Source organism: Pseudomonas sp. PB3P13 (assembly GCF_054897735.1).
Genome location: NZ_CM142702.1, coordinates 4,374,843 through 4,390,079, shown reverse-complemented (window position 1 = coordinate 4,390,079; position 15,237 = coordinate 4,374,843). Strand labels below are relative to the sequence as shown.

Annotated in this window: 14 protein-coding genes; 9 read left to right on the top strand and 5 right to left on the bottom strand. The window is 60.8% G+C overall.

What is annotated here, in order from left to right; translation table 11 throughout:
• On the top strand, positions 1–684 hold the full coding sequence (recO, locus tag ACYZT1_RS20180) for a DNA repair protein RecO (RefSeq protein WP_028623896.1): 684 nt from the start codon (positions 1–3) through the stop codon (positions 682–684).
• Positions 685–735: 51 nt separating this feature from the next.
• On the top strand, positions 736–1,479 hold the full coding sequence (pdxJ, locus tag ACYZT1_RS20175; RefSeq protein ID WP_462016400.1) for a pyridoxine 5'-phosphate synthase: 744 nt from the start codon (positions 736–738) through the stop codon (positions 1,477–1,479).
• Between the two features lie 126 nt (positions 1,480–1,605).
• Here the strand turns inward: pdxJ and mltF are convergent, their stop codons facing one another.
• Complete coding sequence (gene mltF / locus ACYZT1_RS20170) at positions 1,606–3,066, bottom strand: membrane-bound lytic murein transglycosylase MltF (RefSeq protein WP_462016399.1); 1,461 nt, start codon at positions 3,064–3,066, stop codon at positions 1,606–1,608.
• Between the two features lie 274 nt (positions 3,067–3,340).
• On the opposite strand from mltF, the gene purL reads away from it, so the two are divergent.
• Both purL and ACYZT1_RS20160 read left to right on the top strand, forming a co-directional pair.
• Positions 3,341–7,237, top strand: a complete 3,897-nt coding sequence (gene purL, locus ACYZT1_RS20165) for a phosphoribosylformylglycinamidine synthase (protein ID WP_462016398.1) — start codon at positions 3,341–3,343, stop codon at positions 7,235–7,237.
• Between the two features lie 5 nt (positions 7,238–7,242).
• Positions 7,243–7,554 carry an NGG1p interacting factor NIF3 gene (locus tag ACYZT1_RS20160; RefSeq protein ID WP_462016397.1) on the top strand — a complete coding sequence of 104 codons (312 nt, stop codon included), beginning with the start codon at positions 7,243–7,245 and terminating at the stop codon, positions 7,552–7,554.
• An 89-nt stretch (positions 7,555–7,643) separates the two neighbouring features.
• Here ACYZT1_RS20160 and ACYZT1_RS20155 read toward each other — a convergent pair whose 3' ends face one another.
• Together ACYZT1_RS20155 and ACYZT1_RS20150 are read right to left on the bottom strand one after the other, a co-directional pair.
• On the bottom strand, positions 7,644–8,150 hold the full coding sequence (locus ACYZT1_RS20155; protein ID WP_462016396.1) for a L,D-transpeptidase family protein: 507 nt from the start codon (positions 8,148–8,150) through the stop codon (positions 7,644–7,646).
• Positions 8,151–8,233: 83 nt separating this feature from the next.
• Positions 8,234–8,785 carry an NUDIX hydrolase gene (locus tag ACYZT1_RS20150; protein WP_462016395.1) on the bottom strand — a complete coding sequence of 184 codons (552 nt, stop codon included), beginning with the start codon at positions 8,783–8,785 and terminating at the stop codon, positions 8,234–8,236.
• 146 nt (positions 8,786–8,931) lie between these two features.
• Here ACYZT1_RS20150 and ACYZT1_RS20145 point away from each other — a divergent pair, with 146 nt between their 5' ends.
• From ACYZT1_RS20145 to purT, 5 genes are all read left to right on the top strand, one after another.
• Complete coding sequence (locus ACYZT1_RS20145) at positions 8,932–9,531, top strand: CoA pyrophosphatase (RefSeq protein ID WP_462016394.1); 600 nt, start codon at positions 8,932–8,934, stop codon at positions 9,529–9,531.
• A gap of 63 nt (positions 9,532–9,594) precedes the next feature.
• Positions 9,595–10,119 carry a gamma carbonic anhydrase family protein gene (locus ACYZT1_RS20140; RefSeq protein ID WP_462016393.1) on the top strand — a complete coding sequence of 175 codons (525 nt, stop codon included), beginning with the start codon at positions 9,595–9,597 and terminating at the stop codon, positions 10,117–10,119.
• Complete coding sequence (locus tag ACYZT1_RS20135) at positions 10,116–10,331, top strand: DUF1289 domain-containing protein (protein ID WP_462016392.1); 216 nt, start codon at positions 10,116–10,118, stop codon at positions 10,329–10,331. The genes ACYZT1_RS20140 and ACYZT1_RS20135 overlap by 4 nt, the downstream gene beginning before the upstream one ends.
• Before the next feature lie 227 nt (positions 10,332–10,558).
• Entirely contained in the window at positions 10,559–11,026 is a 468-nt protein-coding gene (locus tag ACYZT1_RS20130) for a preQ0 transporter (RefSeq protein WP_462016391.1), read from the top strand.
• 116 nt (positions 11,027–11,142) lie between these two features.
• On the top strand, positions 11,143–12,324 hold the full coding sequence (gene purT / locus ACYZT1_RS20125; protein ID WP_462016390.1) for a formate-dependent phosphoribosylglycinamide formyltransferase: 1,182 nt from the start codon (positions 11,143–11,145) through the stop codon (positions 12,322–12,324).
• A 113-nt stretch (positions 12,325–12,437) separates the two neighbouring features.
• On the opposite strand, the gene ACYZT1_RS20120 is transcribed toward purT, so the two are convergent.
• The gene (locus tag ACYZT1_RS20120; RefSeq protein ID WP_462016389.1) at positions 12,438–13,754 is read right to left on the bottom strand and encodes an MFS transporter; all 1,317 of its coding nucleotides are present in this window, start codon (positions 13,752–13,754) and stop codon (positions 12,438–12,440) included.
• Between the two features lie 237 nt (positions 13,755–13,991).
• Positions 13,992–15,236 (bottom strand): HlyC/CorC family transporter, encoded by a 1,245-nt coding sequence (locus tag ACYZT1_RS20115; protein WP_462016388.1) that lies wholly within the window; start codon positions 15,234–15,236, stop codon positions 13,992–13,994.
• Between the last annotated feature and the right edge of the window lies 1 nt (position 15,237).

Here is a 15,237-nt window from a genome sequence, read left to right as displayed (position 1 = left end):
ATGTCCCAGCCGATCGCACAACCCGCCTACGTCCTCCACTCCCGCGCCTACCGTGAAACCAGCGCACTGGTGGACTTCCTCACGCCACAAGGTCGGCTGCGAGCGGTGTTGCGCAGTGCGCGGGGCAAGGCGGGTACATTGGCCCGTCCGTTCGTGCCGCTGGAAGTCGAGTTTCGCGGCCGCGGCGAGCTGAAAAACGTCGGCCGCATGGAGGCCGCCGGCGTTTCAACCTGGCTCAATGGAGAGGCGCTGTTCAGCGGCCTCTACCTCAACGAACTGCTGATTCGCCTGTTGCCTGCGGAAGATCCGCACCCCGGCGTGTTCGATCACTATGCGGCGACGCTACTTGCGCTTGCCGAAGGTCGTGCGCTGGAACCGCTGTTGCGTTCATTCGAATGGCGGCTGCTGGACGATCTGGGCTACGGCTTTGCGCTGACCACCGACATCCACGGCGAGCCGATCGCGCCCGACGGGCTGTACCGTTTGCAGGTGGACGCCGGTCTGGAGCAGGTCTATCTGCTGCAACCCGGGCTGTTCAACGGCACCGAACTGCTGGCCATGGCCGAGGCTGACTGGGCGGCGCCTGGCGCACTGTCTGCAGCGAAACGACTCATGCGCCAGGCGCTGGCTGTTCATTTGGGCGGTCGTCCGCTGGTTTCCCGCGAGTTGTTTCGAAAGCCGTAAATTCCTTGTGTATGCTGTGCACCGAACTTTCCCCTCTTCAGGAGCGCTTCCGTGACCACCAGCAATCGCATTCTTCTCGGCGTGAATATCGACCACGTTGCTACTCTGCGGCAGGCCCGGGGCACGCGTTATCCCGATCCGGTCAAAGCGGCACTGGACGCGGAGGAGGCGGGCGCTGACGGCATCACCGTGCACCTGCGAGAAGACCGTCGGCACATTCAGGAGCGCGATGTGCTGCTGCTCAATGACGTGCTGCAGACCCGCATGAACTTCGAGATGGGCGTCACCGAAGAAATGATGGCGTTTGCCGAGCGCATCCGCCCGGCGCACATTTGCCTGGTGCCGGAAACCCGCCAGGAACTGACCACCGAAGGCGGCCTGGACGTGGCGGGGCAGGAAGCTCGGATCAAGGCGGCGGTGGAACGACTGGCAAAGATCGGCTGCGAAGTATCGCTGTTCATTGATGCGGACGAGCGTCAGATCGAGGCGTCGCATCGCGTAGGGGCGCCTGCCATCGAATTGCACACCGGCCGTTATGCTGACGCCGAAACACCGACGGACGTCGCCGAAGAACTCAAGCGTGTCGCCGATGGCGTGGCGTTCGGCCTGGCGCAAGGTTTGATCGTCAATGCCGGCCACGGCTTGCACTATCACAACGTTGAGGCGGTCGCCGCGATCAAGGGCATCAACGAGCTGAACATCGGCCATGCGCTGGTCGCGCATGCGCTGTTTGTCGGGTTCAAATCAGCGGTGTCGGAGATGAAAGCGTTGATTCTGGCTGCTGCAAAAGCTTAAAGACCCACTTCACAACCTTGTGGGAGCGAGCGTGCTCGCGATGGCGTCGCAACATTCAACGAAAATGTTGAGTGGATACCGCTATCGCGAGCGAGCTCGCTCCGACATTTGTTTTTGTGCCGGATGTCAGAGCTGCGGGGTTTCCTGATTTGGCTTGGACTTGTCGATCCCCGGCACGTGCAAGTTGCCCTCGGCGACTTGATCGCCCTCAAGCTGCGGTTGCGTGACCCACGTCAGGATGTCGTAGTAACGGCGGATGTTCGCGACGAAATGCACAGGCTCGCCGCCCCGGGCGTAACCGTATCGGGTCTTGCTGTACCATTTTTTCTCGGACAGCCGCGGCAGTATCTTCTTCACGTCCAGCCATTTGTCCGGGTTCAGCCCTTCTTTCGCCGCCAATTTGCGCGCGTCATCCAGATGGCCGCTGCCGACGTTGTAGGCTGCCAGCGCAAACCACGTACGATCCGGTTCCTGAATCGACGAATCGAGCTGATCTTTCATGTAAGCCAGGTACTTGGCGCCGCCCATGATGCTTTGTTTGGGGTCCAGACGATTGGACACGCCCATGGCCTGCGCGGTGTTCTGGGTCAGCATCATCAGGCCGCGCACGCCGGTTTTCGACGTCACCGCTGCCTGCCACAGCGATTCCTGATAACCCACTGCGGCCAACAGGCGCCAATCGACTTTTTCTTTCTTCGCGTAGTTCTTGAAGTGCTGTTCGTACTTGGGCAGCCGTTGTTGCAGATGCTGTGCGAACGTGGTGGCGCCGACGTAGCCGAGCATATCGACGTGGCCGTAGTAACGGTCTTTCAGGCGCTGAAGGGTGCCGTTTTTCTTCACCTTGTCAAGGTAGTCGTTGATCTGGTTGAGCAGGCTGTTGTCATCGCCGGGGGCCACGGCCCAGCTTTGATTGCTCGCATCGCCGAGGTCGAAAGCCACGCGCACGTTCGGGAAATAGACCTGGTTCATCGCCACTTCGTTGGAGTCGACCAGGGTCAGGTCAATCTGGCCCTCATCCACCATTCGCAGCAGGTCAACCACCTCGACCGCGTCGGACTCTTCGTATTCGATGCCAGGAAATGTCTGTTTCAGCGCTGCCAGTTGCCCGGCGTGAGTGCTGCCCTTGAGCACCATGATCTTCTTGCCCACCAGATCTTTCGCATCGGTCGGCCGCGACTGGCCGTTGCGATAGATGATCTGCGGGGTGACTTCCAGGTAAGAGTGGGAAAACCGCACCTGCTTCTTGCGTGCTTCGCTGCTGACCAGCCCGGCAGCCGCCAGCACCGGGCCGTTGGGCTTGCCGACCTGGTTGAACAGGTCGTCCAGGTTATCTGCGGTTTCGATCTTCAGTTCGACCCCCAGATCGTCGGCGAAGCGCTTCACCAGCTCGTATTCGAAGCCGGTTTCACCGTTGCGATCCTGAAAGTAGGTGGCGGGGCTGTTTCGGGTAACCACCCGCAGCACGCCATCCTCCTTAACGCGCTCAAGCGTGTTGGGTTTATCAACACAGCCACCGAGCACCAGGAAGAGTCCGGTTGCGATCAGCCATTTGGCGTACCGCGGACGCAAAGCCGTTGGGGAAAACATCTGCGCAGTATACGCAAAGGACCACGAGCGCCATATCTCGACAGCGACGGGGTTGTCTGCTAGAGCGCAAGAAAGTTACCCGCAGCCCGTAGGAACAGGCTCTGGGGACATTTTGTCACAGGAAAATTAAGCTGATCGAGAAGCCTCTTCACAGGTCCATTGGCCTGGCCGACGTCCGGGGATTGCCGTGCGTAGCGTTTCGGGTGATGTCGCGGGCGGATTAGGCTAGAATGCACGGCCTCAAAGCACACCCCTTCCCGAGGCTGTCCCGAAGATGTTGATCCTGCGCGGCGCTCCTGCCCTTTCTGCCTTTCGCCACAGCAAACTCCTTGAGCAACTGAGCCAGAAGGTTCCGGCCGTCAGCGGCCTGTATGCCGAATTCGCTCACTTCGCCGAAGTTACCGGCGTGCTGACCGGCGACGAACAGCAGGTGCTCGCGCGCCTTCTGAAGTACGGCCCAAGTGTCCCGGTGCAAGAACCGACCGGTCGTCTGTTCCTGGTGTTGCCGCGTTTCGGCACCATCTCGCCTTGGTCCAGCAAAGCCAGTGACATCGCACGCAACTGCGGCCTGAGCAAGATCCAGCGATTGGAGCGCGGCATCGCGTTTTACGTGGCCGGCCCGTTCAGCGACGCCGACGCACACCCTATCTCCGATGTCTTGCACGATCGCATGACCCAGCTCGTTCTTGGCAACCTCGAGCAGGCCGCCGGCCTGTTCAGCCACGCCGAACCGAAGCCGCTGACCGCGATCGACGTGTTGGGTGGCGGCCGTGCCGCGCTGGAAAAAGCCAACACCGAGCTGGGCCTGGCCCTGGCTGAGGACGAAATCGACTACCTGGTCAACGCCTTCAACGGCTTGAAGCGCAACCCGCACGACATCGAATTGATGATGTTCGCCCAGGCCAACTCCGAGCACTGCCGTCACAAGATCTTCAACGCCAGTTGGGACATCGACGGCCAGAGCCAGGAAAAAAGCCTGTTCGGCATGATCAAGAATACCTACCAGATGCACAGCGAAGGCGTTCTGTCGGCTTATAAGGACAACGCTTCGGTGATCGTCGGTAACGTCGCCGGCCGTTTCTTCCCGGACCCGGAAACCCGTCAGTACGGTGCGGTGCAGGAGCCGGTGCATATCCTGATGAAGGTTGAAACCCACAACCACCCGACCGCGATTGCCCCGTTCCCGGGCGCATCGACCGGCAGTGGCGGCGAGATTCGCGATGAAGGCGCGACCGGTCGCGGTGCCAAGCCAAAGGCGGGTCTCACCGGTTTCACCGTGTCGAACCTGCAGATCCCGGGTTTCGAGCAGCCGTGGGAAGTGCCGTACGGCAAACCCGAGCGCATCGTTACCGCGCTGGACATCATGATCGAAGGGCCGCTGGGCGGCGCCGCGTTCAACAACGAATTCGGTCGTCCGGCCCTGACCGGTTATTTCCGGACCTTTGAACAGTCGATCACCACTCCGCGTGGCGACGAAGTTCGCGGTTACCACAAGCCGATCATGTTGGCCGGCGGCATGGGCAACATCCGCGCCGAACACGTGCAGAAAGGCGAGATCACCGTTGGCTCCAAGCTGATCGTGCTGGGCGGCCCTGCCATGTTGATCGGCCTGGGCGGCGGCGCGGCTTCCTCCATGGCCACCGGCACCAGTTCGGCCGACCTGGACTTCGCTTCGGTGCAGCGCGAAAACCCGGAAATGGAACGTCGCTGCCAGGAAGTCATCGATCGTTGCTGGCAACTGGGTGACAAAAACCCGATCAGCTTCATTCACGACGTCGGCGCGGGCGGGCTGTCCAACGCCTTTCCGGAACTGGTTAACGACGGCAATCGTGGTGGTCGTTTCGAACTGCGCAACATTCCAAACGACGAGCCGGGCATGGCCCCGCACGAAATCTGGAGCAACGAATCCCAGGAACGTTACGTTCTGGCGGTCGGCCCGGCGGACTTCGAACGCTTCCAGGCGATCTGCGAGCGCGAGCGCTGCCCGTTTGCCGTGGTCGGCGAAGCCACTGCCGAGCCGCAACTGACGGTCACCGATAGCCACTTCGGCAACAGCCCGGTGGACATGCCGCTCGAAGTACTGTTGGGCAAAGCGCCGCGCATGCACCGTTCGGCCGTTCGTGAAAACGAACTGGGCGATGATTTCGATCCGTCGACGCTGGACATTGCCAATTGCGTCGAGCGCGTTCTGCATCACCCGGCCGTCGCCAGCAAGAGCTTCCTGATCACCATCGGCGACCGCACCATCACCGGTCTCGTTGCCCGGGACCAGATGGTTGGCCCGTGGCAGGTTCCGGTGGCTGACGTTGCCGTCACGGCTACCAGCTTCGACGTTTACACCGGTGAAGCCATGGCCATGGGCGAGCGCACTCCGCTGGCACTGCTGGACGCTCCGGCGTCGGGTCGCATGGCCATCGGCGAAACACTCACCAACATCGCCGCTTCGCGCATCAACAAGATCTCCGACATCAAGCTGTCGGCGAACTGGATGTCCGCTGCCGGTCACCCAGGCGAAGACGCACGCTTGTACGACACCGTGAAAGCGGTCGGCATGGAGTTGTGCCCGGAGCTGGGCATCACCATTCCGGTGGGCAAGGACTCGATGTCCATGGCCACGCGCTGGAACGACGAAGGCGTCGACAAAACCGTGACCTCGCCGATGTCGCTGATCGTGACCGGTTTCGCGCCAGTGGCTGACATCCGTCAGACCCTGACCCCGGAACTGCGCATGGACAAAGGCACCACTGACCTGATCCTGATCGATCTGGGTCGTGGCCAGAACCGCATGGGCGCCTCGATTCTGGCCCAGGTTCACGGCAAGCTCGGCTCGCAAGCGCCGGATGTAGACGATGCCGAAGACCTCAAAGCCTTCTTCGCGGTGATCCAGGGCCTAAACGCCGATGGTCACTTGCTGGCGTACCACGACCGTTCCGACGGTGGTCTGCTGACCAGCACCGTGGAAATGGCCTTTGCTGGCCACTGCGGTCTGAGCCTGAACCTCGACGGTCTGGCAGAAACCTCGGCCGACATCGCGGCGATTCTGTTCAACGAAGAACTGGGCGCCGTGATCCAGGTTCGTCAGGACGCTACGCCTGACATCCTTGCGCAGTTCAGCGCTGCCGGTCTGGGCGACTGCGTGTCGGTGATCGGGCAGCCGATGAACAACGGCCAGATCAGCATCACCTTCAACGGTGACACCGTATTCGAAGGTCAGCGTCGTCTGCTGCAACGTCAATGGTCGGAGACCAGCTACCAGATTCAGCGTCTGCGTGATAACGCCGACTGCGCCGAGCAAGAGTTCGACGTGCTGCTGGAAGAAGACAATCCGGGCCTGAGCGTCAAGCTGAGCTACGACGTCAACCAGGACGTCGCTGCGCCTTACATCAAGAAAGGCATCCGCCCACAGGTTGCCGTACTGCGTGAGCAGGGCGTCAACGGTCAGGTGGAGATGGCGGCCGCGTTCGACCGCGCCGGTTTCAACGCAATCGACGTACACATGAGCGACATTCTGGCCGGCCGTGTCGACCTGAACGAGTTCAAAGGCCTGGTGGCCTGCGGCGGTTTCTCCTACGGCGACGTACTGGGTGCCGGTGAAGGCTGGGCCAAATCGGCACTGTTCAACAGCCGTGCGCGCGATGCTTTTCAGGGCTTCTTCGAACGCACCGACAGCTTCACCCTCGGCGTGTGCAACGGTTGCCAGATGATGTCCAATCTGCACGAGTTGATCCCGGGCAGCGAGTTCTGGCCGCACTTCGTGCGCAACCGTTCCGAGCAGTTCGAAGCCCGCGTGGCGATGGTTCAGGTTCAGGAATCGAACTCGATCTTCCTGCAGGGCATGGCCGGTTCGCGCATGCCGATCGCCATCGCGCATGGCGAAGGGCATGCCGAGTTCGCCAGCGAAGAAGCCTTGCTCGAAGCCGATCTGTCCGGTTGCGTGGCGATGCGTTTCGTCGATAACCATGGCAAGGTCACCGAAAGCTACCCGGCCAACCCGAACGGCTCGCCGCGCGGAATAACCGGTCTGACCAGCCGCGACGGTCGCGTAACGATCATGATGCCGCACCCGGAACGTGTGTTCCGTGCTGTGCAGAACTCGTGGCGTTCGGAAGACTGGAACGAAGACGCGCCATGGATGCGCATGTTCCGTAACGCTCGTGTGTGGGTGAACTAAGCACGATGTACAAGCTCGGTTTTTTTGTTCCAGACAGTCATGTCGACGGGGTCAAGAGTGCCGTATTCGCCGCCGGTGGCGGTCGGCTCGGCGCTTATGATCACTGCGCTTGGCAAGTCTTGGGCCAGGGCCAGTTTCGTCCGCTGGAGGGCAGTCAGCCTTTCATTGGCGAAGCGGGGCAGGTCGAGCAGGTTGAGGAATGGAAGGTTGAGCTGGTCGTGGCAGACGAGTTGATCGTGGCCGTAGTGGCTGCGCTGAAACTCAGCCATCCGTACGAGACGCCGGCTTATGAGGTGTGGCGGCTGGAGGAGTTCTAGCTTTCCGGTCGTTCAAATAAAAACCCGCTGATGAAGATCAGCGGGTTTTTTATTTTCTGTGAGGGGCCATCGGGCGTCAAACTTCAGAGTTACGGACGAATCTCGATCATCGTCCCGTCCGGCACCAGGTTCCAGACTTCGCGCATGTCCATGTTGCGCATGGCGATGCAGCCGTCGGTCCAGTCCAGGGTATGGAACAGGTCTTCAGGGTTCTCTTCGGTGTCTGGCGTGCCATGGATCATGATCATGCCACCCGGCTCGACGCCTTCACGCCGGGCGCGGGCGGAGTCGCTGATGTTCGGATAGGAAATGTGCATCGACAGGTTGAATTTTTCGCTGGTCTTGCGCCAGTCCAGCCAGTAGAAGCCTTCCGGGGTGCGCTTGTCGCCTTCGATCAGCTTCGGTCCTTTGGTGGCTCCTTTGCCCAGCGAGATGCGATAGGTCTTGATGGGCTTGCCGTCATTGATCAATTGCAATTGATGGGCGGATTTGAGCACCAGGACTTTTTCGATGACTTTGCCCTCCAGCGCTTCCACCGAAGAAGCCTGGGACACTGCAACGAACGACCAGCAGAACAGGGCAAGCAACCAGCGCATTAAAACGATATCCCAAAGAGTGTTGCGATGTTTGTAGGAGCTGCCGCAGGCTGCGATCTTTCCACGTCTGCGCAGATTGCGAATCAGGTCAGGACGGATTTCACCAGCGGCGGGATCGACTCGGACCTCACGGGGTAGACCTCATTGCGCCGGTCAGCGAAGTAACATTCTAAGGTACGGCCCACCGTGCGGAAAGCCAGCTCGGACCAAGGGATGTCGGCTTCTTCAAACAGCGCGACTTCCAGACTCTCCGGGCCGGCGGCAAAAGCGATGTCCACCAGTTCTGCGCGAAAAAACACATGCACCTGACTGATGTGCGGCACGTCGATCAACGTGTAGATGTTCAAATTGCGCACCCGCGCGCAGGCCTCTTCCGCGGTCTCCCGGATGGCGGCCTGCTCGATGGTTTCGCCATTTTCCATGAAGCCGGCCGGCAGCGTCCAATACCCGAGTCGCGGCTCGATCGCACGGCGACACAGCAACACCTTGGTGCCCCACGTCGGTACGCAACCGGCAACGATGTTGGGATTCTGATAGTGGACGGTATGACAGCGGTCGCAAACAAATCTCAGGCGTGAATCGCCTTCTGGAATGCGCTGGGTAACCGGGTTGCCGCACTGACTGCAAAATTTCATGCTTGGGTTCCTGAAGGCTGCGCCTATCTTGGCGTGTGGCGGTGTCAGTCGGCAAGTTGTCGTTTCGCGACACGAGGCTGTTCGGGGGTTGGGTGGCCGATGTGATTGGTGCATGATGCAAGGTAGCGAATAAATCGAGAAGACTCATGCTGGACGAGCTACTTCACCGTGTAAGCAGCCACACTCCGCGAACGCTGGAAACCGATAAACGTTTCCCCGAGGCCGCCGTCCTGGTGCCCATCACCCGCAGCGGAGAGCCGGAGCTGGTGCTGACCCTGCGCGCCAGCGGGCTCTCGACCCACGGCGGTGAAGTGGCCTTCCCCGGCGGTCGCCGCGACCCCGAAGACCCGGACCTGATTTTTACTGCCCTGCGCGAAGCCCAGGAAGAAATCGGCTTGCCTCCAGGCCTGGTCGAAGTGATTGGCCCGCTGAGCCCGCTGATCTCGCTGCACGGCATCAAGGTCACGCCCTACGTCGGCGTGATTCCGGATTTCGTCGAGTATCAACCCAACGATGCCGAGATCGCCGCCGTGTTCAGTGTGCCGCTGGAGTTCTTCCGCAAGGACCCGCGCGAACACACGCACCGCATCGATTATCAGGGGCGCAGCTGGTATGTGCCGAGCTATCGCTATGGCGAATACAAGATTTGGGGTTTGACGGCGATCATGATCGTCGAGTTGATCAACCTGCTGTACGACGCGAAAATCAGCCTGCATCAACCGCCCAAAAGTTTCATCAATACCTGAAGCCATCGTTCGTATGGCATGAACTGTGTAGCGTGAGCCTGCCTGGCCCTTGAGGACAATAAAATGAAATATCGCCTGGGCGACGCCCGCGTCGAAAGCCACCCACAGAGTTGGGTCGCACCTAACGCCGTGCTGGTGGGCAAGGTCAAGCTGGAAGAGGGCGCCAACGTTTGGTTCAACGCGGTGTTGCGTGGCGACAACGAGCTGATCCTGGTCGGCAGGAACAGCAACGTGCAGGACGGCACGGTGATGCACACTGACATGGGCTACCCGCTCACCCTCGGCACCGGCGTGACCATCGGTCACAACGCGATGCTTCACGGCTGCACGGTGGGCGACTACAGCCTGATCGGGATCAACGCGGTGATCCTCAACGGCGCGAAGATCGGCAAGCATTGCATCATCGGCGCCAACTCGCTGATCGGTGAGGGCAAGGAGATTCCCGACGGTTCGCTGGTCATGGGCTCGCCCGGCAAAGTGGTGCGGGAGCTGACCGAGCAGCAGAAGAGCATGCTCGAAGCGAGTGCCGCCCACTACGTGCACAACTCGCAGCGTTATGCCCGCGATCTGGCTGAGCAGGAACAATGACCACGCCGGAACGCCCGGTCCGCTCGCCTTGCGTGAACATCTGTGCGCTGGACGAGGCAGACATCTGCACCGGGTGTCAGCGCACGGTGGAAGAGATCACGCGCTGGAGCCGGATGAGTAACGACGAGCGTCGAACGGTATTGGGCTTGTGCCACGAGCGGGCGAAGTCGAGTGGGTTGGTCTGGATGCTGCCTGCCAAATCCGATTCCTGAATGTTGTGAGCCTCTCTGATCGACAAACTCTCCTGTGGCGAGGGGGTTTACCCCCGTTGCGCTGCGAAGCAGTGCAAAAAAGCCGTAGAGTTCAATCTGACATTCCGCGTTCGCCCGATTTAGGGCCGCTTCGCGCCCCGACGGGGGCAAGCCCCCTCGCCACAGGTTATATGTGAACCCCAGATAAAGTACCCTGTGCGCCAAACTGACAGGTATCACCCACCAACATGCTCTTCCTGATCGCCTACATCAGCAGCGTCGTGCTGATCAACTACGCCTTTTCCACCGCGCCGCACCTGGACATCATCTGGTCGGCGTGGGGCGGGCTGGTGTTCGTGCTCCGCGACATGGTGCAAACCCGTTTCGGTCATGGCGCGATCATCGCCATGCTGGTGGCGCTGGTCTTGTCCTACGTCACCTCCGACCCTTCCATCGCTCTGGCGAGCGCGACGGCGTTCGCCGTTTCCGAGTGCATTGACTGGCTGGTATTCACCATCACCAAGCGCCCACTGCACGACCGGCTGTGGATAAGTTCGGCGCTGAGCATCCCGCTCGATACCTTCATCTTCTTCGGCATGATCGACGCCTTGACTCCCGCCGTGCTCCTGACTGCCATGGGCTCGAAATTCGCCGGCGTCACGGCCGTGTGGCTGATCATGGCATGGCGCTTGCGCAAACAGGCCGTCGCCAGTTGAAGTCAAACCCTCAGGTTCATGTAAAATGCCGCGCTTTCTCCCCATGGGGAGCGTGCAAGTTGCGTGTACGCTACTTTCCCGCATCCCTCGATGTTCCGCTTCTTTGAGGACCTGAGATGACCCGTATCGGAACTCCATTGTCGCCAACCGCGACCCGCGTATTGATGTGTGGCTGTGGCGAGTTGGGCAAGGAAGTGGTGATCGAGCTGCAACGCCTGGGCGTTGAAGTGATTGCCGTGGATCGCTACGCCAATGCACCGGCCATGCAGGTGGCGCATCGCAGCCACGTGATCAACATGCTCGACGGCGCGGCCCTGCGTGCGGTCATCGAAGCCGAGAAGCCGCATTTCATCGTGCCGGAAATCGAAGCCATCGCCACCGCGACGCTGGTCGAGCTGGAAGCCGAAGGCTTCACCGTGATCCCGACGGCGCGCGCCGCACAACTGACCATGAATCGCGAAGGCATCCGTCGTCTCGCCGCCGAAGAATTGGGCCTGCCGACCTCGCCGTACTTCTTCGCCGATACCTTCGAGGACTACAGCAAGGCCGTCGAAGACCTCGGTTTCCCTTGCGTGGTCAAGCCGGTGATGAGTTCGTCGGGTAAGGGCCAGAGCCTGCTGCGCAGCGCCGATGACGTAAAAACCGCCTGGGAATACGCACAGGAAGGTGGCCGCGCCGGTAAAGGTCGGGTGATCATCGAAGGTTTCATCGACTTCGATTACGAAATCACCCTGCTGACCGTGCGCCACGTCGGCGGCACCACGTTCTGTGCGCCGGTCGGTCATCGTCAGGAGAAGGGCGATTATCAGGAATCCTGGCAGCCACAAGCGATGAGCCCGGTGGCCCTGGCAGAATCCGAGCGTGTCGCCAAAGCGGTCACCGAAGCCTTGGGCGGTCGTGGTCTGTTCGGCGTCGAGTTGTTCATCAAGGGCGACCAGGTGTGGTTCAGCGAAGTCTCGCCGCGTCCGCACGACACCGGTCTGGTCACCCTGATTTCCCAGGACTTGTCGCAGTTTGCCTTGCACGCGCGAGCCATTCTGGGCCTGCCGATTCCATTGATTCGCCAGTTCGGGCCTTCAGCGTCAGCAGTGATTCTGGTGGAAGGGCAGTCGACCCAGACGGCGTTCGCCAACCTCGGTGCTGCGCTGAGCGAGCCGGACACGGCGTTGCGTCTGTTCGGCAAGCCGGAAGTGAACGGGCAGCGCCGGATGGGTGTGGCGCTGGCGCGGGATGAGTCGATCGAGACTGCTCGCGCTAAAGCGACCCGTGCTTCTCAGGCTGTTGCGGTAGAGCTGTAGTCAATCTGTAGGAGCGAGCTTGCTCGCGATGGACGTCACCGATGACGGTGGTTGCCTGATACCCAGCGGCGCCCTCATCTCCATCGCGAGCAAGCTCGCTCCACAGAAAGGTGTCAGGCCACCCGATTCAAATCGTTATCGCGCGTCTCTTTCAGACACATCACCGCGATCAGACTCAGCACCGCCGCCCCCGACACATACCCGCCGACGTAGCTCAAACCGCCCATCGCCACCAGCTTCTGTGCAAAGAACGGCGCCGCCGAGGCACCGACGATTCCGCCGAGGTTGTAGGCCGCCGATGCTCCGGTGTACCGCACATGCGTCGGAAACAGCTCAGGCAGCAACGCCCCCATCGGCGCAAACGTCACGCCCATCAAAAACAACTCGATGCACAGGAACAGCGCCACGCCCCATGTCGAACCCTGGGTGAGCAACGGCTCCATCAGAAACCCGGACAGAACCGCGAGCACGCCACCGATGATCAGCACCGGTTTGCGCCCGTAGCGATCGCTAGCCAGCGCTGACAATGGCGTTGCCGCTGCCATGAACAGCACGGCGAAGCACAACAGCGCGAGGAAGGTTTCGCGGGTATAGCCCAGCGTCGACACGCCATAACTCAGCGAGAACACGGTCGAGATGTAGAACAGCGCGTAACACACCACCATCGCGCCTGCGCCCAGCAGCATCGGCGCCCAATATTGGCTGAACAACTCGACCAGCGGTATTTTTACCCGTTCCTGGCGGGCCATGGCATTGGCGAATACCGGCGTTTCATGCAGTTTCAGGCGTACGTACAGGCCCACCATCACCAGCGCTGCACTGAGCAGAAACGGGATCCTCCAGCCCCACGAGCGGAACTGTTCGTCGTCCAGGGTCATGGCCAGCGTCAGAAACAGCCCGTTGGCCGCCAGGAATCCAATAGAAGGGCCGAGTTGGGGAAACATGCCAAACCAGGCGCGCTTGCCCTTTGGCGCATTCTCTGTCGCCAGCAAGGCCGCGCCGCCCCATTCGCCGCCCAATCCCAAGCCTTGGCCGAAACGCAACACGCACAGCAGAATCGGTGCCCAGGCACCAATGCTGTCATAACCCGGCAGCACGCCGATCAGCGTGGTGCACACGCCCATCAATAGCAGCGAGGCGACCAGCGTCGACTTGCGCCCGATGCGATCGCCGAAGTGGCCGAACAGCGCCGAACCCAACGGCCGGGCAAGAAACGCGATCCCGAAAGTGAGGAAGGCAGAGAGCATCTGCGCGGTCCCGGAGGTTTGCGGAAAGAACACCGGCCCGATCACCAGCGCTGCAGCAGTGGCATAGACGTAGAAATCGTAAAACTCGATGGCCGTGCCGATAAAACTCGCGGTCGCCACGCGGGTGGCGGAGTTGGTCGGTTGGTCAGGCGTGGTTTCGCTGTAAGTCGTGCTGGTCGTCATGTGTTAATCCCTGACAGTCATGTGCCCCAGTGGAGCGAATTATTATGGTGGAACACCCAGGGATGTGGGTTTGACGCGGGGTGCGGGTAGCACGGGGTGTGGCGGGGCTTGGGTAAGCGGATTCGATTATAGGAAGGCGGCTAACGATTGAACAAGGGTGGAACCTGAAAAGATCGCAGCCTGCGGCGGAACACATTCCGAGTGCAGGAGCTGGCGCAGGCTGCGATCCTTTAATGTCTAACGAAGGGGCACAACGGCTGGGACGGAGCTGTTATGCCAGATCAACACGCGCGTGACGCGATTGTCCTCGGTCTCGAGAATCTCCAGCCGATAGCGGCCAATTTTCAGGCACACCGGGCTTTCCGGAATCGTTTCCAGCGCCTCGGTAACCAGCCCGTTAAGGGTTTTCGGGCCGTCGCTCGGCAAGTGCCAGCCGAGGCTCTTGTTCACATCGCGAATCGACGCCGCGCCGTCAATCATCAAACGCCCGTCCGTTTGCGGATGGATGTGCGGGTTGTCGAGGCTGTGCTGGCTTTCGAACTCGCCGACGATTTCTTCGAGAATGTCTTCCAGCGTGACGATGCCCAGCACCTCACCGTATTCGTCGACCACCATGCCCAGGCGTCGCTGCTGCTTGTGGAAATTCAGCAACTGCAGTTGCAGCGGGGTGCTTTCCGGCACGAAGTAGGGATCGTGACACGCAGCGAGCAACGCTTCGCGGGTCAGTTGGCCACCCGGCAGCAGATGGCGGACCTGCCGAGTGTTGAGAACCGCCTCGACCTGATTGATGTCGCTATGGAAAACCGGCAGGCGCGTGCGTCGATTGGCGCGAAGCTGTTCGAGGATTTCTTCGATCGAGTCGTCAAGGTTGATTCCGTCGACTTCGCTGCGCGGTACCAGAATGTCGTTGACGGTAATGTTGTCCAGCGCGTGAATGCCCGGTAACGCGTGCGGGCGACAAACCGGGCTGTCGTGATCGTCACGGCGATCCGTCGGCGCTTCATCTTCGCTCTGCTGCACCACTTTGGCCTTGCGCGCGAACGGTCGGGTGAGTAACTGGCTGATGCCGCTCAGCAACCAGGCAGCGGGGTAGAGGATTCTCAGAGGGATGCGCAGCAAGGTGTTGCCCAGCGCCAGCACAGCATCGGGATACCGCACGGCGAGCGTGCGCGGCAGGTAGTCGGCGAATACCAGCAAAACGGCGCCTGCCCCAAGGCACGCTGCCCACGGACCGTTTTCGGCCCAGGTGAAAATCGCCAGCAAGGTGCTGATAACCACCACGAGTGCGCGGCATAGCGTGTTGCAGAGAATAAGGCTGCTAAGCGGAAAACTCAGTTTCGCCAGTGGCTTGTCGTTGGCGCGCGACGCCGTGCGCTGGGCGAGCACATGTTGTTGCGCCGCTTCGATTGCGGTAAACAGGCCCGACCATAAAATCAGCAGCGCCACCACTGCGAGCATCGGCCCCAAGGGCAAGTCGTCCATT

Bases quoted from the DNA above. Each gene is read 5' to 3' on its own strand.
- ACYZT1_RS20155 (WP_462016396.1), bottom strand. From the start codon at position 8,150: ATGCGCTGGTTGCTTGCCCTGTTCTGCTGGTCGTTCGTTGCAGTGTCC.
- purT (WP_462016390.1), top strand. From the start codon at position 11,143: ATGACCCGTATCGGAACTCCATTGTCGCCAACCGCGACCCGCGTATTG.
- mltF (WP_462016399.1), bottom strand. From the start codon at position 3,066: ATGTTTTCCCCAACGGCTTTGCGTCCGCGGTACGCCAAATGGCTGATC.
- ACYZT1_RS20160 (WP_462016397.1), top strand. From the start codon at position 7,243: ATGTACAAGCTCGGTTTTTTTGTTCCAGACAGTCATGTCGACGGGGTC.
- ACYZT1_RS20120 (WP_462016389.1), bottom strand. From the start codon at position 13,754: ATGACGACCAGCACGACTTACAGCGAAACCACGCCTGACCAACCGACC.
- ACYZT1_RS20145 (WP_462016394.1), top strand. From the start codon at position 8,932: ATGCTGGACGAGCTACTTCACCGTGTAAGCAGCCACACTCCGCGAACG.
- ACYZT1_RS20150 (WP_462016395.1), bottom strand. From the start codon at position 8,785: ATGAAATTTTGCAGTCAGTGCGGCAACCCGGTTACCCAGCGCATTCCA.
- ACYZT1_RS20140 (WP_462016393.1), top strand. From the start codon at position 9,595: ATGAAATATCGCCTGGGCGACGCCCGCGTCGAAAGCCACCCACAGAGT.
- ACYZT1_RS20130 (WP_462016391.1), top strand. From the start codon at position 10,559: ATGCTCTTCCTGATCGCCTACATCAGCAGCGTCGTGCTGATCAACTAC.
- ACYZT1_RS20135 (WP_462016392.1), top strand. From the start codon at position 10,116: ATGACCACGCCGGAACGCCCGGTCCGCTCGCCTTGCGTGAACATCTGT.
- ACYZT1_RS20115 (WP_462016388.1), bottom strand. From the start codon at position 15,236: ATGGACGACTTGCCCTTGGGGCCGATGCTCGCAGTGGTGGCGCTGCTG.
- purL (WP_462016398.1), top strand. From the start codon at position 3,341: ATGTTGATCCTGCGCGGCGCTCCTGCCCTTTCTGCCTTTCGCCACAGC.
- recO (WP_028623896.1), top strand. From the start codon at position 1: ATGTCCCAGCCGATCGCACAACCCGCCTACGTCCTCCACTCCCGCGCC.